This window comes from Ruegeria hyattellae, from assembly GCF_041537925.1.
GTDB lineage: Bacteria > Pseudomonadota > Alphaproteobacteria > Rhodobacterales > Rhodobacteraceae > Ruegeria_C.
The window spans coordinates 133636-150428 of record NZ_JBGOSH010000001.1 but is presented as its reverse complement, the minus strand read 5'-3'; the positions used below and the strand labels follow the sequence as shown (position 1 = coordinate 150428).

The window sequence follows — 16793 nt, the reverse complement described above, 5'->3', positions numbered from 1 at the left end:
CTGCGTCAGGCCGGAAGCGGCCGGAAAGCGGGTCTCGAGCGAGGCCCGCTTTTGCTATTCCGCCATCCGCGTGGCAAGCTCGGCCGCCGACCCACCGGTGCGCAGCAGCGACCAGATCTCATCGCTCATCTGCCCGCCGATCAACTTGGCCGACTTGGCGCGCACCCGTTCCTCGCGGTTGGCGAGCGAGAGCGGTTCCAACAGGTCGTGACTGGCCTCCAGCCGTTGCCCGTCGCGGCGCAGCACGCTCAGATGAGCTTGTGTCTCAGTCAGGGTCTCGTCGGCCTCGACAGTGATGTGATCGCGCAGGCGTTGCAGCCTGGGATCGGCGCAAACCCTTTCGGAATAGCTGTCGAGCCGTGCTGTGTCATATCCCAGCGCCCGCATCGCCAATACGGTGCGGTAGGAGAATTTCGCGCCCAGCCCGGTGTCAGGCGCAGGCTGATTGCACACGCTCATCCAGCGCGGATGGGTTTTGACCGCCATTTCGGCCACTTCCGGTTCGGCTATGTCGAGACTGCGCGCCGCCTCCAACGCGGCATGCAGACCGTGGCAGCAGGCGTGGAACTTGTGGCTGACGCCTTCGAACAACCATGTCTGTCCGATCCCGTCCAGCGCCGCGTCAAGATCATCCGCGCCGTGATGGGTGGCACCAAAGCCGGCCGGCCCCTCCATCGCGTTTGGATTAGCGACGAACCCCCGCTGCACCAGTTGCACCACCTCGACCCCGCAACTTGCGGCGATGCCGGCGTTATAAGGCTTGCCCATGGTGCCGAACTGCGCCTTGAGACCCGCCGAGCGGGTTGCGGCCAGGCCAAACACCTGTGCCATCTGGTCCGGTGTCAAACCAACGAGCCGCCCGGCCGCCGCCGCCGCGCCAAAGGCACCGGCGGTCGCGGTCTGGTGAAACCCGGTCTGGTAATGCCCACGCCCCAACCAGAGACCGGCGCGGATCGACAGCTCCATCCCGACCAGCGCGGCCTCTTGAACTGCGACCAGCGGCAATTCGTGCAACTCGCCCAGGGCCAGGGCCGCCGGGATCACCGCAACCGAAGGATGGCCGATATGGGCAAAATGTGTGTCGTCATAGTCCAGCGCATGGGACACGGTGCCATTGACCAGTGCTGCCGCCCGTGCGGGCACGGCAGCGCCTCCAAAGAGATGCGCCTGCCCCATCCCTCCCTCGGACAGGACCATGTCCCGAATGATCCGCGACACCGGCTCCTCAGCGCCTGCGCAGCCTACCGAAAACCAGTCAAGGACCGACAAGGCGGTGATCAGGCGCGCCGCAGCAGTTGTGGTGATGGGACCGGTGGCAAACCCGGCAAGTTCGGATGTCAGTTTGGTCATGAGCGCAGTCTAGCGCCCACTCGCGTGCGGTAAAGCCTATCCGTAGAGCACCTGCGCACGTTCTTCGAAGGCGCGCACGATCCGGTGCATCGCCTCGTTGAAGACCACGCCAATAATCTTTTGCAGCAACGCATTCCTGAATTCGAAATCCACGTGGAAAGACACATCGCAGCCACCCTCGGGCGCATCCGCAAACGACCAGTTGGATTTCATGTATTTGAACGGACCGTCCAGATATTCGGTATCGATCCGGTGATCGGTATCAAACAGCGTCACCCGGCTGCCGAACTTCTCGCGGAACACTTTGAACGAAATCACCAGATCCGCTTCCAGCACCCGCGCGCGGCCATCATCATAGGTCCGCCGCATCCGGGCCGCCGCGCACCAGGGCAGAAACTCGGGGTATTTCCCCACATCTGCCACCAGATCGTACATCTGCTGGGCGGTAAATGGCAGGCGTCTGGTCTCGGAATGGGTTGGCATCGGATAGGGCGTCTTCTTGCATGACAATGGCGCGTGATGTCGTATGTTGGGCGCAAAAGATCAAGGGGGCAGCGATGAACGACCGCGCATATGTGATAGATGAGATGATCTCGGCCAAGGCCATCGCCGCCCGGATTGAGGAGCTGTGCCGCAAGATCACCGAAGAGTTCGGCAATACGGACAAGCTGGTGGTCGTGGGGCTGTTGCGTGGCAGTTTTGTCTTCATCGCCGATCTGGTGAGGGAACTGGACTTGCCGATCGAGGTGGATTTTCTCGAGGCGTCCTCTTACGGAGATTCGATGGAAAGCAGCCGAGAAGTGCGCATTCTCAAGGACTTGCGTGGCGCAATTGAAGGGCGCGACGTGCTGGTGGTCGAAGATATCGTCGATACCGGCCACACGCTGAACCATGTCACCAAGCTACTGCAAAGCCGTCAGCCGAAGCGGCTGAAATCCATCGCCCTGCTGGACAAGCCCAGCCGCCGCGAGGTCGATTTCCGCTCTGACTGGATCGGGTTCGAGATCCCGGACGAGTTCGTCGTGGGATATGGCATCGACTATGCGCAACGCAATCGCAACCTGCCCTTCATCGGCAAGGTGCGATTTACCGGCTAGTCTGCCCCTGCCGGTCGAAAGCTGGTAATCAGAATGTCAAAGCCCACGTCCTGCAACGCCGTCCGATCCTACTCGGGTGCGGTCAAAGCGGGCTCGACCAGAGTGCGGGACATCATCATCGCCAGATAAATTCATTGGGTGAATTCCGTCCTGCTCCAGTTGACGAACAGACCAACGGTGATCTCGGCTATCCTCTGTACATGATCAAGTGACGCGGACATGTTAAATTCCATGGCGTCGCCGCTTTTTGGTGATGTCGAGGGCGCTTGCCCCGCTGTCTTGATGATCACGGGGGCGATTTGCTGCGCGACGAAGGGCTAGCCTACGGTGAAAAGCGCAAACAGGCCGGCACAAAGACCGAAATCCGCCAGCAACCTGATCTGGTACACCCCTGCAACAGCATCGCGGGCTACCTCCCTGTAACCGAACGGGCCTTTAACGAAGTTGTGCAATTGCTGCGTGAGACCCTGTAATCAGCGCCCTGCGCTGCCCAGTTGCGCTTCGCGTGCAGCACGCAGCCGGGCGAAATCGTCGCCCGCATGGTAGGAGGACCGCGTGAGCGGCGTCGCCGAGACCATCAGGAACCCCTTGCCGAAGGCCGCCTTTTCATAGGTGGCGAATTCATCAGGTGTCACGAAGCGGTCCACCCGGTGATGTTTCGGCGTGGGTTGCAAATACTGGCCGATGGTCAGGAAATCCACATCCGCCGCGCGCATGTCGTCCATCACCTGCCGCACCGCCTGCGCATCCTCGCCCAACCCGACCATGATGCCGGACTTGGTGAAGATCGACGGGTCCAGTTCCTTGACCCGCTGCAACAGCCGCAAGCTGTGGAAATAGCGCGCGCCGGGGCGCACCTCGGGGTAAAGACCCGGCACTGTTTCCAGATTGTGGTTGAACACATCCGGCTTGGCCTCGGCCACCACTTCCAGCGCGCTGTCGTCGCATTTGATGAAATCCGGCGTCAGAATCTCGATCGTGGTTGCAGGGCTGCGGTGCCGCACGGCGCGGATGGTCTGGGCAAAGTGATCGGCCCCGCCATCCTCCAGGTCGTCGCGGTCGACGCTGGTGATCACCACGTGGTTCAGGCCAAGCTTCTGCACCGCATGGGCCACCCGGCCCGGCTCGAACGCGTCCAGCGTGTCGGGCTTGCCGGTGGCAATGTTGCAGAAAGTGCAGCCACGGGTGCAGATCTCGCCCATGATCATCATGGTGGCGTGCCCCTGGCTCCAGCATTCGCCGACATTGGGGCAACCGGCCTCTTCGCACACAGTCGTCAGGTTATTGTCGCGCATGATCTTGTGGGTATCGGCATAGCCTTTGCCGCCGGGCGCCTTGACCCTGATCCAGCTTGGCTTCTTGGGCTGGGCATTGTCCGGACGATGCGCCTTTTCGGGGTGGCGTTGTTCGGGGATTTTCAGATCGCGCACGGTCTTGCGTCCTCACCTAGGGTCAGCTTGATTGTGCATACCATAGTCCGCACAAAGACAAACAGCCAGTGCTGCATGGCCGCTATGCGTGACTATTTCGCATGCGCAGCATATTCGACAGAATGATTTAGATAACATACTGGTTTATTGACTAATATCTATACTGCGCATTTGCAGAAAGATTACCTTGTGACCGGTTTGGAATCATTTTAATCGTGCCGGGAAAACAGTCCCGATGAGGAGATCGCAGATGAAATCCGGAACCCAACTGCCCGACGTTACCTTTCACACCCGTGTTCGCGATGAGGCAATCGAAGGCCCGAACCCGTTCCGCTGGCAGGATGTGACCACCGCCGATTACTTCGCTGGCAAGCGCGTTGTTCTGTTCTCGCTGCCCGGCGCGTTCACCCCGACCTGCTCGACCTACCAACTGCCCGGCTTTGAAAACGGCCACGCCGATTTCGCGGCGCAGGGCATCGATGACATCTACTGTCTGTCGGTCAACGACAGCTTCGTCATGAACAAATGGGCGGAGGCGCAGGGGCTGAAAAACGTCAAGGTCATCCCCGATGGCTCGGGCGAGTTCACCCGCAAGATGGGTATGCTGGTCGACAAGGACAATCTGGGTCTCGGCATGCGCTCTTGGCGCTACGCGGCCATCGTCAAGGATGGCCTGGTCGAGGCCTGGTTCGAAGAGCCCGGCCTGATGGACAACTGCCCCGAGGACCCCTATGGCGTCTCGTCGCCCGAAACGGTTCTGGCCCATCTTGTCGAGCAGAAAGAGCTGGAACTGGCGTAACGCCTGACACAGAGCAAAAAACAAGGCCCGCCATCTGGCGGACCTTTGTATTTTAACCGAAGCGCGGGCCTCAGCCGATCATGGCATCCGCCTCGCACGCCATCTCGTAATGGCGCATGAGCCGCTGCAAGGCAATGCGCAGTACGATCTTGCCCGACCGCGCCGACCAGCCCAGGCGTTTTTCGGCCAGCTCTAGCCCTTCGAGATAGCAGCAGCAACGCAGCGCCACCTCGCTCAGCCCCGGCCCCAGATCGCTGAGCGCGCGCGCCACCCGGTCTCGCGCCGTCGAGGACCCGCTGCTGACCGGATCGCCCGGCCGGTTGCCGCCGCATTTCCCGGTCAAGAACCCCTCCCAGCTTTGGTTGACATTGGGACCGATCTGCGCCAGTTCGAAATCCTCGCGCAACCGCTCGCCGGCGCGTACCAGATCCTCGGCAAGAAACGGTTTGCCGTTGCGATCCTTGCGACGTGCCAGCGCGGCAAGCGGGCTTTCAGCCATCCCATAGCGCATCTTGCGGCGCGACCCGGCCTGTCCCGACAGTTCGACCTCTGCACTGTTGCCCGGCCCGGTGAATATCGCCTGCGCCTCTGCCAAGCCGTCTTCGCGCGCACGGCGGGCGCGGTTCTCGGCCTCGGCCAGCAACTGACCAAGGGCGGCCCGCCCGGCGGCGGTGATCCGATAGCGGCAGATCCGCCCCGGCTTGTCGCAGGAAATCCAGTCATTCAACGCAAGCGCCTGGGCAATCGCGGCGGCAACTATGGCGGTGCGCGTGTTGCCCGCCGGGCCGCTGTCGCGCACGACGACCGCCTTGTCCATGTCCTCGGCCACAGCCAGAACTGCTCCGGTCTCGCAAAGCCGCCGCAGCACCCGCGCCGCTTCGTGATCGAACATTGCCTTGTCGACAGGTTTCTCTTCGGCAGTGTCTGGATCGTTTCCCCATTGCGCGTCGGTCGGTTGCGGTTTGGACCGCAGCAGGAAATGCGACGAGGCCAGGCTCTGTAGTGCCGCGTCCACCAGCGGATCGTCCCGACGCATCTCAACCTTGCGAATCTGTCTCAGAACCGTGGAGGCGTGGCACCCTGCCCCGCGTGCCAGTTCTCGGATGGAATGTCCTGCTTCGGTATGCGCCAGGTAGCGCCGGGCGCATTCAGGCACCCAAACCGGAACAAAAAAACCGGACCCGTCATTCATCATATCTAACCCTTATTTTGTCACCCCTTGGTTCCCCCGCAACGTCCCCTGACAAACAAAATCAACCTATGGGAGCATTTGTTACCTGTTTGTTAAGGACGAACGCCTGGGGAAACGATCGTTTAAAATTGATAAACAGGACTGAACCCAGAGAACGGTGCGAGTGCCAACCCGGCAACACTCGTCAAAGTTGTGCAACAAAAGGGGAAAGACGCCCAAAACCCTGGAGAAACAGACCATGCAAGACCTGACCACCATGCTTTCCACGCTCAGACGCCCGCGCCTGTTGATCCGGGCGGCCCGCCATGGCGTGCAAGAATACCGGCGCGACCGTCACCTGCCGCGCATCTTGGGCTATGGCACACTGCCGCGCCCGGCCGCGTCGCTGATGCGTCTGATGGAGTTGGAGCGAGATCTGGACGAACGCCGCCGAAGTGACGATGCGGGCTATTCCGTCATCCGTCACTTGGATCTGCTGATCGCGATGATGGGCGAGGCGCAGCTGCTCAAGGCTAGCCACGCCACGCTCTAGGATCTGGGCAGTCTTACATGAAGGCGTCGGGCATCGAGGCCTTCTTGTCGGCGACATAGGCCAGAAGCGCCTCGGATATGGCCGGGTCGAGGCCGGGCTGCTGGTAATTGGCCAGCAGGAACTCGACCCGCTCGCTTGCCAACATACGCGTGTCGCGCGCTCCTTCTTCCTCCCAGGTCTCGAACGGCTTGTAATCCAGTAGCCCCGATTTCCAGAACGCGGATTTGAAATTGGCCTGGGTATGGGCGCAGCCCAGATAGTGACCGCCGGGGCCGACCTCGCGGATCGCATCCATGGCCTGTGCCTCTTCGTCGACGGACACGCCCTTGGCCAGCCCGTGCAACACGCCCAACTGATCGGCATCCATCACGAATTTCTCGAAATCAGCGACCAGCCCGCCTTCCAGCCAGCCGCAGGAATGCAACATGAAGTTCACCCCGGCCAGCAGCCCCATATTCAGCGAGTTCGCCGTCTCATAGGCCGCCTGCGCATCGGGCAGTTTCGATCCGCAGAACGAGCCTGCCGAGCGGAACGGCAGACCCAGACGCCGGGCCAGCTGCCCCGCGCCATAAGTGACCATGGACGCCTCGGGCGTGCCGAAGGTCGGCGCCCCTGAATTCATGTCGATCGAGGATACGAACGCCCCGAAGATCACCGGCGCGCCGGGACGGATCAGCTGGCTATAGGCGATGCCCGCCATGACCTCGGCCAGCACCTGTGTCAGCGTGCCCGCCACCGAAACCGGCGCCATCGCACCGCCCACGATGAAGGGCGAGATGATGCAGCCCTGATTGCTGGTGGCATAGACCTCAAGCGCGCCCATCATCACATCGTCGAATGTCATCGGCGAGTTGATGTTGATGAGCGAGGTCATCACGGTGTTGTTCTGCACGAACTCCTTGCCGAACAGAATCTCGCACATCTCGACCGAATCGCGCGCTCGGCTGGGATCGGTGACCGACCCCATGAAAGGCTTGTCGCTGAGTGTCATATGGGCGTGCAGCATGTCCAGATGGCGCTTGTTCACCGGCACATCGGTGGGCTCGCAAACCGTGCCGCCGGAATGGTGCAGCCACTTCGACATGTAGCCCAGCTTCACGAATTTGCTGAAGTCCTCCATCGTCGCATAGCGGCGCCCGCCTTGGGCATCACGCACGAAGGGTGGGCCGTAAACCGGGGCCAGCACCAGGTTGCGACCGCCGATCACCACCGATTTCTCGGGGTTGCGTGCATGCTGAGTGAATTCGCGCGGGGCAGTGGCGCAGAGTTTTTTCGCCAGTCCGCGCGGCAGACGCACCCGCTCGCCATCGACATCGGCCCCGGCCTCGCGCCAGCGCTCGAGCGCTTTGGGGTTGTCGACGAAATTGACGCCGATCTCTTCCAGCACGGTTTCGGCGTTGGCCTCGATGATATCGAGCGCCTCTTCGGTGAGCACCTCGAAATTCGGGATGTTCCGCTCGATGTATTTTGCCGTCTCGATTTTCACCACCGAACGTTCGGCCCGGCGCGCGGCCCCGCCGCCGCCCCGGCCCCTGCGGCGCGCTGCTGCTTCTGCCATGGGTATTTCCCCTAAACTACGTTTTCCTTTCGTTTCTAACTGCTGGTGCGGTTCGCACGCCGAAAGATTGCGGCGCTCTAGGGGGAAAAGCGACATGTGGACCTGCCCGATATTGTTTGACCTGTTTCGAACACCTGACATTATGACGTCATGCCATCGGAGACCGATCAGATTTCCCCGCCAAAGACCGAGCGAAAGAACCTGAACGCCGCCGAGATCGGCGCAGTAGCCCACCTCTACCGCGGCGAAGTCTATCGCAGCACAATCTGGCGCACGCGCCTCGACACGACTACGAACTGGGCCGTAGTCACGTTAGGCGTCGCCCTGTCGATTTCGTTTGCCGCACCCGAGGCGTCACCATTGCCACTGGTTCTGGTTGGGGTTCTCATAATCTTGTTTCTGATGCTCGAGGCCCGACGTTATCGCTATTTCAACGTCTGGCGCGCCAGATGCCGGTGGCTTGAGACGCATTTCTATGCGCCGCTTCTTTATGACGGCGATTTGCACATGGAAGAGAACTGGCAAAAGGTTCTGGCCGAAGATTACATGTATCCTCGATATCATGTCAGCATGCTGACGGCGATAGGGCGGCGCATTCGACGCAACTATCTTTGGATTCTGCTGATCCAAAGCATGGCCTTCGCAGGCAAGATCGCCGTGCATCCAGAGCCGGCGGAAAGCCTGGCTCAAGCGATTGATCGCGCCAATGTCGGGCCGATTTCGGGCGAAGTTCTGATCGGTGCAGGGATCGTTTATTTGCTGCTTTGGTCGTCTCTGGCGATATGGAGCTATCGCTCGGACGCTCATAGCGCCGGTCATCGAGAGACCGGCAACACGACCTCGATGGGTTGACGGTCTCTGCTAGAGCTGTTTGCGCATGGTGATTGTATCGCCGGCACGGCCGGTTTCAATCCAGCCACGCGCCGCATAGAAGTCAATCGTCGCGGTCATGCCCCGATGCGTTCGCAGGGTCAGCCGGTCATATCCCATCTCGCCAGCGGCCTGTTGGGCCATCTGCATCAGGCGGCCGCCGATGCCCGCGCCCTGCGCCTCGGCAGCGACTGCGAGATTGGCGACCAGCAGGGCCGCATCTTTGCGGATCAAGACGATAACCCCCAGAATCCGACCCGCCCGATCCGCAATATGCACGATGTCATCGCGGATATGCGCGTCCAACCCATCTGTTACATCCGGGATACCGCTCAAGCGGGCACGTTCGGCGGCATAGGCAGACGTGATGACTCGCTCCAGCTCGGGCAGATCAGCAGGCTTGGCGGATCGTAATCTAATGCCGGACATGGCGGCACCCTCCTGTTGCACGGGCCTCAATCTGCCCGAAATCTCTTGCGCTTGCCAGCACCGCAACCTAGTAGCTGGCCCATGAGCCAGACATCCCATGACCGCCTTCTTATCATCGACTTCGGCAGCCAGGTCACGCAGCTGATCGCCCGCCGCCTGCGCGAGCTGAACGTCTATTGCGAGATCCACCCCTATCAAAAGGTGACGATGGATTTCGTGCGCCAAATGGCCCCGAAAGCTGTGATCTTTTCAGGCGGCCCCGACAGCGTCACACGCGAGGGATCGCCCCGCGCCCCGCAAGAGATCTTTGACTACGGCGTGCCGATCCTTGGCATCTGTTACGGCCAGCAGGTGATGATGCAGCAACTGGGCGGCAAGGTCGACGGCGGCAAGATATCGGGTGGTGGTGGCACGGCGGAGTTCGGCCGCGCCTTTGTAACTTCCGAGGGCACGCTGCCGCTACTCGATGGCTGGTTCGCCGACGGTGATGAACAGGTCTGGATGAGCCATGGCGACCATGTCAGCAAGTTGGCACCCGGCTTTGCGGTCTATGGCACATCGCCCAACGCGCCCTATGCGATCACCGCCGACGCGGCCCGCAATTTCTATGCCGTGCAGTTCCACCCCGAGGTGCATCACACCCCGCGCGGCGCCAAACTATACGAAAATTTCGTGCGCCTTGCCGGATTCAGCGGTGATTGGACCATGGGCGCCTATCGCGAGCAGATGATCGAACAGATTCGTGCGCAGGTGGGCGACAAACGTGTGATCTGCGGTCTCTCCGGAGGTGTAGACAGCTCGGTCGCGGCGATCCTGATCCATGAAGCGATCGGAGACCAGCTGACCTGTGTGTTTGTCGACCACGGACTCTTGCGCAAGAACGAAGCGCAGGAAGTCGTCACGATGTTTCGCGACAATTACAACATCCAGTTGATCCATGCCGACGAAACCGAGCTGTTTCTGGGTGAGCTGGATGGGCAATCCGACCCCGAGACCAAGCGCAAGATCATCGGCAAGCTGTTCATCGACGTGTTCCAGAAACACGCCGACACGATCGATGGCGCCGAGTTTCTGGCGCAGGGCACGCTCTACCCCGATGTCATTGAATCGGTCAGCTTTTCCGGCGGCCCTTCGGTCACCATCAAGAGCCACCACAATGTCGGTGGCCTGCCCGAGAAGATGGGCCTGAAACTGGTCGAGCCGCTGCGCGAGCTGTTCAAGGACGAGGTCCGCGCGCTGGGCCGTGAACTGGGCTTGCCGCAGAGCTTTATCGGTCGCCACCCCTTCCCCGGCCCCGGTCTGGCCATCCGCTGCCCCGGCGAGATCACCCGCGAGAAGCTCGAGATCCTGCGCGAAGCGGATGCGATCTATATCGACCAGATCCGCAAGCATGGTCTCTATGACGAGATCTGGCAGGCTTTTGTGGCGATATTGCCGGTGCGCACCGTAGGCGTGATGGGCGATGGGCGCACCTATGATTATGCCTGCGCCCTGCGCGCAGTCACAAGTGTCGACGGCATGACCGCTGACTACTACCCGTTCACCCACGACTTCCTGGGCGAGACAGCCACCCGGATCATAAATGAAGTCAAGGGCATCAATCGATGTACCTATGACATCACCTCGAAACCGCCCGGCACGATCGAGTGGGAGTAACCGCACAAACCCGGTCCGAAGAGGCTTCGCAAGTCCTGCGCGCGGCGTTCTGGATGACAGGGGCGATCACATCATTCACACTGATGGCGGTCGCTGGGCGCGCGGCGGCCAGCACTCATGACACGTTCGAGATGATGATGTATCGCAGCCTAGTTGGCGTGATCATCGTCTGCGCAGTGCTCACCTGGACCCGCACCTGGCACCGGGTCAGCCGCAAGCACCTGGGACTGAACCTAGCGCGAAACCTGGTGCATTTCACCGGGCAGAACCTGTGGTTCTATTCGCTGCCGCTGATCCCGCTGGCGCAGCTTTTTGCATTTGAATTCACCACGCCGCTCTGGGTGATCCTTCTGGCGCCGTTGTTGCTGGGAGAACGGATCACCGGTGCAAAGGCCGTTGCCGTCGGGCTAGGGTTTCTCGGCATCCTCATTGTCGCGCGGCCCGGGGCGGCGTCGCTGAACGCCGGTGTGGTCACCGCAGCAAGCTGCGCGGTTTTCTTCGCGCTCACGATGATTGCAACCAAGCGGCTGACCCGGCGTGAAGGTATCGGCAGCATCCTGTTCTGGCTCACCAGTATGCAGCTGCTTCTAGGCCTGTTGGCCTCAGGCTATGACGCGGAGATTGCCCTGCCCACAACAGCGACTGCGCCATGGCTGATTCTGATCGGAATCTGCGGTCTGACGGCGCATTTTTGCCTGACCAAAGCGCTCAATATTGCCCCTGCAACAATCGTCGTTCCATTCGACTTCGCGCGGCTGCCCGTTATCGCTATCGTCGGTGCGCTATTCTATCACGAACCCGTTGATATCTGGGTATTTATCGGCGGAGGCCTGATCCTTGTCGCGAACTATGTAAACGTTAAAAATTCCCTAACGTAACTGACGCAGATACGTCACATATCTGAAAACTTTGCCGTTAGGTCAGAGTTGACCGTGAAAATTACGTTCTGTTAGCCAACACTGCGTTAACAATAGAACTCGCAAAAAACCCGCAAAAAACAGGGACAGCACAGGTCATGAAAAAACCACTCATTGCGCTCGCTGCGGCGACGCTTTCACCCACATTGCTCTCGGCGGGAGGGCTTGATCGAAGCGGTCAGGGCATCAACATTCTGTTCGAGGAAGGTGACGCTGTGCAGTTTGCGCTGTCATACACGTCGCCCAGCGTCAGCGGCTCGCTCGCAGGAACCGATTCAGGCAATGTTGGCAAAAGCTTCTTCGCTCCTCATTTAGCTTACAAGAAAGCCATTAACGACAAGTGGGATATCGCACTGATATACGACGAACCTTACGGTGCTCACGTCGAGTATTCATCGAGCTATTTCCTGTCGCAGAACCCTGTACCCGGCGCGGCACAAAGTGTCTTGAAGGCAGAAGCAAACACTCAGGCGCTCACCGCACTGGCGCGCTACAAGTTCGAGGGCGGATTCAGCGCCTATGGTGGTATACGCGCGCAACGCGTTGATTCTGATGTGACTGTGCCCATTGTTGCTGGATACCGAGTTTCCACCGACAACCCTGTGGATTTTGGTTATGTGATTGGTGCAGCGTGGGAAAAGCCTGAAATTGCGGCGCGGGTCGCGCTGACCTACAACTCAAAGATTGATCACACGTTCTCGCAGACTGAAACCAACTCTCTTGGTTTGAACGCAAAGTCAGAGTCCGAGATTTCTACTCCGCAGTCGGTGAACCTGGACTTCCAGACGGGTGTCGCTCAAGACACACTTGTTTTTGGGACAATAAGGTGGGTGGATTGGCCACAGCTTTCCTACTCCCCTCCAAATTATGCACCCGGTGAATTGGTTGGATATTCCAATTCGACGATCTCATACACTTTAGGTGTGGGCCGCAGGTTCTCGGATGAATTCTCAGGAGCTATCACGATCGGCTATGAAACCTCAGAAGACGAACCGGTATCAAATCTGGGTCCCACTGACGGGTACTGGAGCATCGGTCTGGGTGGGACATACTCTCTTGAAAATGCAAAAATTTCGGGCGGCGTGCGATACACGGACATCGGTGATGCAACGACTGATGGTGCTGGTCCGGGTCTTCGGGGCAATTTTTCCGGCAACCACGCATGGAGCGTTGGTTTCCAAGTGACTTACGCGCTGGGAAACTCCTGAAATAAACCTAGCGTGAAGTAGCCGACCCCGCCGGAGCCACCGGCGGGTTTTTTTGTGGCCAGACGTTTGCCTACGCAAGATTGACCCAGACCGCGCATCGCTCTAGCAAGAGCGCAATCCAAAACAGTGTGAAACGGTATTTGGAACAAATTGCGCGCCAAAACAAAAGAGTAGAGCATGTGGCCTGAATCAGGGATCATGACACGGGCGCTAGGGAAAAAAGATCGGGACTGCTGAACATGCTTTATTCTTCGGCTCAGGATTGGCGCGACGCGCCGCGTAAGAAGGTGCTGTTTTTCGGCATGTCCGGGTTGGGCAAGACCCATCTCAGCAACATCCTGCGCTCGGGTGGCAACTGGTTCCACTACTCGATCGATTACCGCATCGGCACGCGCTACATGGGCGAATACATCACCGATAATGCCAAGGCTCAGGCGATGAAAGTGCCGTTTCTGCGCGATCTTCTGCTGTCGGATTCGATCTATATCGGCTCGAACATCTCGTTCCAGAACCTGACCCCGGTTTCGGCCTATCTGGGCAAGCCCGGCAATCCCGACCTGGGCGGTCTGGCCATCACCGAGTACCGCCGCCGACAAGAGCAGTTTCGCCAGGCCGAGATCCACGCGCTGCTGGATACGCCCTATTTCATCGACCGGGCCGAGCGGCTGTATGGGTATCCCAACTTTATCTGCGACACCGGCGGGTCGATCTGCGAATGGGTCGATCCCGATGATCCGAAGGATCACGTGTTGTCGGAGCTTGCCAAGGACACGTTGATGATCTGGCTCAAGGGCGATGAGGCCCATACCGACGAGTTGATCCGCCGCTTCGACAAGGACCCCAAGCCGATGTCGTATCAGGCCGAGTTCCTAACTGAGATGTGGGAGGGCTACCTGTCCGAACAGGGCTGTGCGCCCGATGCGGTGGACCCGAATGCCTTCGTGCGCTGGACCTATGCCAAGGCGCTGGCGCATCGGCAGCCGCGATACGAAGCGATGGCGCGGAACTGGGGCCTCACGCTGACCACCAATCAGGTGGCCACGGTGCGCGACGCGATGGATTTCGAGGCGCTGATCGCCTCATCGCTGCAACACTAGGGCAAGTCGCCCTCAACCGCCGCAGGCTGCCCGGACCTGCCAGATTGCGCCGTGCGCGTTCAGCAAGCTGTAGCTGGCCCTGTACGCCCCGTCAGGGTCCACTATGCTCAGCGCATGGCCCTGTCCCAGCAGATTTAGAAACGGGGCCGACGCGGGCAGATCGCTGGTCAACTCCCCGCGCCTGCCGTGAAAGGCCAGCGGATAGACGCGGCCATCGATGCTGAGCTGAAACACCCCTTCGCGTGCCTTCAGACCGTACAGCATCAAATAGCTGTCGCGCCCCGGGATACACTGGAAATAAAACCCCTGCCCGCCACCATCCGGGACGGCCAAACCGGCCGACCATGTCTGGCCATCCGCCGCCATCCCCGCCGACCAGCCCGGCGCCATCGGCGCCGGTGTCACCACCTGCGGCTGATATTGCGGCTCTGTGCAGAGCCTGCTCACGCATTGGTGATAGACGGCGCTGTGGGCCCCCGGAGAGTTCGCCAGGCAACTCCAAATACAGCGCTGCAGCGCCATCGGATCACTTTGTTGCGCAAGGACAGGTGGCGCACACAGCATCAGCGCCAAAAAACCCAGTCTTTTCATTCCGGTCCCCTCCTGCCGGTCTGCACCTGATTGAGGGGCCACAGCGCCACGCTGTCAAGCATAACGAGGCTTGGCACCACCGCCCACCCGGACTATCTAGCCCAGACACACCCGCAAAAGAGCACGCATCATGCCCATCAAGATCCCTGCAGACCTGCCCGCCTTCGACGTCCTCAGCCGCGAGGGAGTCATGGTCATGTCCGAGGATCAGGCAGCGCGTCAGGATATTCGCCCGCTGCGCATCGGTCTGCTCAACCTTATGCCCAAGAAGATCCAGACCGAGAACCAGTTCGCGCGCCTGATCGCGGCGACCCCTCTGCAGATCGAGCTGAACCTGATCCGCATGTCGGAACATCGCACCAAGACCACTGCTGCCGAGCATATGGCCGAATTTTATCGCCCCTTTCAGGAGGTGAAGGACGAAAAATTCGACGGTCTGATCATCACTGGCGCGCCGATCGAGCATCTGGAATTCACCGACGTCACCTATTGGGACGAGTTGGTCGAGGTGATGAACTGGACCCAGACCAATGTGCACTCCACCTTCGGCGTCTGCTGGGGCGGCATGGCGATGATCAACCATTTCCACGGCGTCAGGAAACACATGCTGGATGCCAAGGCATTCGGCTGTTTCCGGCATCGCAATCTGGCACCCGCCTCGTCCTTCCTGCGCGGGTTTTCAGATGAGTGTTTCATCCCGGTCAGCCGCTGGACCGAAATGAAACAGGAAGAAATCGACGCGGCAGACGGTCTGCGCACTCTGCTGGGCAGTGATGAGGTTGGCCCCTGTCTGGTGCGCGACCGGGGGCACCGCGCGCTCTATATCTTCAACCATTTCGAATATGACAGCGACACGCTGAAACAGGAATATGATCGCGATGTCGCCAATGGCACGCCGATCAATGTGCCGATGAACTACTATCCCGATAACGACCCCTTGCAGGTTCCGCAGAACCGCTGGCGCAGCCACGCGCATCTGCTCTATGGCAACTGGATCAGCGAAATCTACGAGACCACGCCCTTTGACATCAGCCGTATTGGCATTACCTCCACCGATCTGAGGGCCTGACCGGAGATGCGCGTGCTGGTGATTATCCTGCTTGTTCTTGGCGCCTTCTGGGCGCTGACCCTGTGGCTCGCCAATCGCAGTGAGGCACAGGCCGAGGCCAGCCATCCGCCCCGCGGTGAGTTGCTGCAGGTGGACGGCCATCAGGTCCATGCCGAGGTGATGGGAGACGGCCCCGATGTGGTGCTGATTCACGGTTCGAACGGCAACACCAACGACATGACCTACCGCCTTGCCCCGGCGCTGGCGGAAAGCTACCGGGTCATCGTCTTTGACCGCCCCGGTCTGGGCTATTCCGATCCGCTCAACCCCAACGGCGCGACGATCACCGAACAGGCAACACAACTGATGAAAGCCGCGCAGCAGCTTGGCGCGGACAAACCCATCGTGGTGGGCCAAAGCTATGGCGGTGCGGTGGCGTTGGCCTGGGCGGTGGAACATCCCGACAATCTGGCCGCTCTGGTGCCGATTGCAGGGGCGTCCAATCCCTGGGATACCGAGCTGGAACTTTTCTACAAGCTTACAGCCAATCCCATCGGCGCAGCAGTGGTGAACCCTCTGATCACGGCCTATGTGCCGCAATCCGTGGTCGAGGATACCTTTGTCGATGTCTTCGCTCCGAACCCGATGCCCGAGGATTACGCCGATCATTTCGGCCCCAGCCTCAGCCTGCGGCGCGACTCGCTGCGCGCCAACGCGCTGCAACGCTACAACCTGCTGGGCGAGATCGAGGAACTGGCCCCGCATTATCACGAAATCTCGGTGCCCACCGAGATCGTGCATGGCACCGATGACACGGTTGTGGGGCTGGAAATCCACTCGCAGACGCTGGCCGAGCAGATTCCCGATGCCACGCTTACAAGCCTTCAGGGCGTGGGACACATGCCACAACATGTCTCGGTCCCCGAAGTGGTTGACGCGATTGATCGCGCGGCGGAACGGGCGGGTTTGCGTTAAGCCCCTTAACATTCCATAGTGCGTGTACGAGCAAATCAGGAGGC

18 protein-coding genes are annotated in these 16793 nt (G+C 60.1%); 11 read left to right on the top strand and 7 right to left on the bottom strand.

Annotated features, from left to right (window positions below):
- Positions 1-54: 54 nt before the first annotated feature.
- Positions 55-1350: an MmgE/PrpD family protein gene (locus tag AB1E33_RS00735; RefSeq protein WP_372575343.1), complete on the bottom strand. Its 1296-nt coding sequence runs from the start codon at positions 1348-1350 to the stop codon at positions 55-57.
- A 36-nt stretch (positions 1351-1386) separates the two neighbouring features.
- The gene (locus AB1E33_RS00730; RefSeq protein WP_372575342.1) at positions 1387-1833 is read right to left on the bottom strand and encodes a type II toxin-antitoxin system RatA family toxin; all 447 of its coding nucleotides are present in this window, start codon (positions 1831-1833) and stop codon (positions 1387-1389) included.
- A gap of 74 nt (positions 1834-1907) precedes the next feature.
- On the opposite strand from AB1E33_RS00730, the gene hpt reads away from it, so the two are divergent.
- Together hpt and AB1E33_RS00720 are read left to right on the top strand one after the other, a co-directional pair.
- Positions 1908-2447 (top strand): hypoxanthine phosphoribosyltransferase, encoded by a 540-nt coding sequence (gene hpt, locus AB1E33_RS00725; protein WP_372575341.1) that lies wholly within the window; start codon positions 1908-1910, stop codon positions 2445-2447.
- 266 nt (positions 2448-2713) lie between these two features.
- The gene (locus tag AB1E33_RS00720) at positions 2714-2920 is read left to right on the top strand and encodes an alpha/beta hydrolase family protein (protein WP_372575340.1); all 207 of its coding nucleotides are present in this window, start codon (positions 2714-2716) and stop codon (positions 2918-2920) included.
- Here AB1E33_RS00720 and lipA read toward each other — a convergent pair whose 3' ends face one another.
- Positions 2921-3877, bottom strand: a complete 957-nt coding sequence (gene lipA / locus AB1E33_RS00715) for a lipoyl synthase (RefSeq protein WP_372575339.1) — start codon at positions 3875-3877, stop codon at positions 2921-2923.
- Between the two features lie 250 nt (positions 3878-4127).
- Here lipA and AB1E33_RS00710 point away from each other — a divergent pair, with 250 nt between their 5' ends.
- The gene (locus AB1E33_RS00710) at positions 4128-4676 is read left to right on the top strand and encodes a peroxiredoxin (RefSeq protein ID WP_372575338.1); all 549 of its coding nucleotides are present in this window, start codon (positions 4128-4130) and stop codon (positions 4674-4676) included.
- Between the two features lie 70 nt (positions 4677-4746).
- On the opposite strand, the gene AB1E33_RS00705 is transcribed toward AB1E33_RS00710, so the two are convergent.
- Positions 4747-5868 (bottom strand): DUF6456 domain-containing protein, encoded by a 1122-nt coding sequence (locus AB1E33_RS00705; RefSeq protein ID WP_372575946.1) that lies wholly within the window; start codon positions 5866-5868, stop codon positions 4747-4749.
- A gap of 238 nt (positions 5869-6106) precedes the next feature.
- Here AB1E33_RS00705 and AB1E33_RS00700 point away from each other — a divergent pair, with 238 nt between their 5' ends.
- Positions 6107-6400 (top strand): DUF6477 family protein, encoded by a 294-nt coding sequence (locus AB1E33_RS00700; protein WP_372575337.1) that lies wholly within the window; start codon positions 6107-6109, stop codon positions 6398-6400.
- 13 nt (positions 6401-6413) lie between these two features.
- Here AB1E33_RS00700 and AB1E33_RS00695 read toward each other — a convergent pair whose 3' ends face one another.
- On the bottom strand, positions 6414-7958 hold the full coding sequence (locus AB1E33_RS00695; protein ID WP_372575336.1) for a trimethylamine methyltransferase family protein: 1545 nt from the start codon (positions 7956-7958) through the stop codon (positions 6414-6416).
- A 150-nt stretch (positions 7959-8108) separates the two neighbouring features.
- Here AB1E33_RS00695 and AB1E33_RS00690 point away from each other — a divergent pair, with 150 nt between their 5' ends.
- Positions 8109-8810: a DUF2270 domain-containing protein gene (locus AB1E33_RS00690; protein WP_372575335.1), complete on the top strand. Its 702-nt coding sequence runs from the start codon at positions 8109-8111 to the stop codon at positions 8808-8810.
- A gap of 9 nt (positions 8811-8819) precedes the next feature.
- Here AB1E33_RS00690 and AB1E33_RS00685 read toward each other — a convergent pair whose 3' ends face one another.
- Positions 8820-9257 carry a GNAT family N-acetyltransferase gene (locus tag AB1E33_RS00685; protein ID WP_372575334.1) on the bottom strand — a complete coding sequence of 146 codons (438 nt, stop codon included), beginning with the start codon at positions 9255-9257 and terminating at the stop codon, positions 8820-8822.
- 81 nt (positions 9258-9338) lie between these two features.
- On the opposite strand from AB1E33_RS00685, the gene guaA reads away from it, so the two are divergent.
- The 4 genes from guaA to AB1E33_RS00665 all read left to right on the top strand — a co-directional run bounded on the left by guaA (position 9339) and on the right by AB1E33_RS00665 (position 14135).
- Complete coding sequence (gene guaA / locus AB1E33_RS00680) at positions 9339-10913, top strand: glutamine-hydrolyzing GMP synthase (RefSeq protein ID WP_372575333.1); 1575 nt, start codon at positions 9339-9341, stop codon at positions 10911-10913.
- A 53-nt stretch (positions 10914-10966) separates the two neighbouring features.
- Entirely contained in the window at positions 10967-11791 is an 825-nt protein-coding gene (locus tag AB1E33_RS00675; RefSeq protein WP_372575945.1) for a DMT family transporter, read from the top strand.
- A gap of 137 nt (positions 11792-11928) precedes the next feature.
- Positions 11929-13038, top strand: coding sequence for an OmpP1/FadL family transporter (locus tag AB1E33_RS00670; RefSeq protein ID WP_372575332.1), 1110 nt, complete (start codon positions 11929-11931; stop codon positions 13036-13038).
- 239 nt (positions 13039-13277) lie between these two features.
- A complete protein-coding gene (locus AB1E33_RS00665) occupies positions 13278-14135 on the top strand; it encodes an ATPase (RefSeq protein WP_372575331.1) in 858 nt (285 codons plus the stop codon).
- Positions 14136-14147: 12 nt separating this feature from the next.
- Here the strand turns inward: AB1E33_RS00665 and AB1E33_RS00660 are convergent, their stop codons facing one another.
- The gene (locus AB1E33_RS00660) at positions 14148-14726 is read right to left on the bottom strand and encodes a hypothetical protein (RefSeq protein WP_372575330.1); all 579 of its coding nucleotides are present in this window, start codon (positions 14724-14726) and stop codon (positions 14148-14150) included.
- Positions 14727-14856: 130 nt separating this feature from the next.
- On the opposite strand from AB1E33_RS00660, the gene metA reads away from it, so the two are divergent.
- Both metA and AB1E33_RS00650 read left to right on the top strand, forming a co-directional pair.
- On the top strand, positions 14857-15795 hold the full coding sequence (metA, locus tag AB1E33_RS00655; RefSeq protein WP_372575329.1) for a homoserine O-acetyltransferase MetA: 939 nt from the start codon (positions 14857-14859) through the stop codon (positions 15793-15795).
- 6 nt (positions 15796-15801) lie between these two features.
- Positions 15802-16749 (top strand): alpha/beta fold hydrolase, encoded by a 948-nt coding sequence (locus tag AB1E33_RS00650; RefSeq protein WP_372575328.1) that lies wholly within the window; start codon positions 15802-15804, stop codon positions 16747-16749.
- The last annotated feature ends 44 nt before the right edge of the window (positions 16750-16793 follow it).

Bases quoted from the DNA above. Each gene is read 5' to 3' on its own strand.
- AB1E33_RS00735 (WP_372575343.1), bottom strand. From the start codon at position 1,350: ATGACCAAACTGACATCCGAACTTGCCGGGTTTGCCACCGGTCCCATC.
- AB1E33_RS00730 (WP_372575342.1), bottom strand. From the start codon at position 1,833: ATGCCAACCCATTCCGAGACCAGACGCCTGCCATTTACCGCCCAGCAG.
- hpt (WP_372575341.1), top strand. From the start codon at position 1,908: ATGAACGACCGCGCATATGTGATAGATGAGATGATCTCGGCCAAGGCC.
- AB1E33_RS00710 (WP_372575338.1), top strand. From the start codon at position 4,128: ATGAAATCCGGAACCCAACTGCCCGACGTTACCTTTCACACCCGTGTT.
- AB1E33_RS00705 (WP_372575946.1), bottom strand. From the start codon at position 5,868: ATGAATGACGGGTCCGGTTTTTTTGTTCCGGTTTGGGTGCCTGAATGC.
- AB1E33_RS00700 (WP_372575337.1), top strand. From the start codon at position 6,107: ATGCAAGACCTGACCACCATGCTTTCCACGCTCAGACGCCCGCGCCTG.
- AB1E33_RS00695 (WP_372575336.1), bottom strand. From the start codon at position 7,958: ATGGCAGAAGCAGCAGCGCGCCGCAGGGGCCGGGGCGGCGGCGGGGCC.
- AB1E33_RS00690 (WP_372575335.1), top strand. From the start codon at position 8,109: ATGCCATCGGAGACCGATCAGATTTCCCCGCCAAAGACCGAGCGAAAG.
- AB1E33_RS00685 (WP_372575334.1), bottom strand. From the start codon at position 9,257: ATGTCCGGCATTAGATTACGATCCGCCAAGCCTGCTGATCTGCCCGAG.
- guaA (WP_372575333.1), top strand. From the start codon at position 9,339: ATGAGCCAGACATCCCATGACCGCCTTCTTATCATCGACTTCGGCAGC.
- AB1E33_RS00675 (WP_372575945.1), top strand. From the start codon at position 10,967: ATGACAGGGGCGATCACATCATTCACACTGATGGCGGTCGCTGGGCGC.
- AB1E33_RS00670 (WP_372575332.1), top strand. From the start codon at position 11,929: ATGAAAAAACCACTCATTGCGCTCGCTGCGGCGACGCTTTCACCCACA.
- AB1E33_RS00665 (WP_372575331.1), top strand. From the start codon at position 13,278: ATGCTTTATTCTTCGGCTCAGGATTGGCGCGACGCGCCGCGTAAGAAG.
- AB1E33_RS00660 (WP_372575330.1), bottom strand. From the start codon at position 14,726: ATGAAAAGACTGGGTTTTTTGGCGCTGATGCTGTGTGCGCCACCTGTC.
- metA (WP_372575329.1), top strand. From the start codon at position 14,857: ATGCCCATCAAGATCCCTGCAGACCTGCCCGCCTTCGACGTCCTCAGC.
- AB1E33_RS00650 (WP_372575328.1), top strand. From the start codon at position 15,802: ATGCGCGTGCTGGTGATTATCCTGCTTGTTCTTGGCGCCTTCTGGGCG.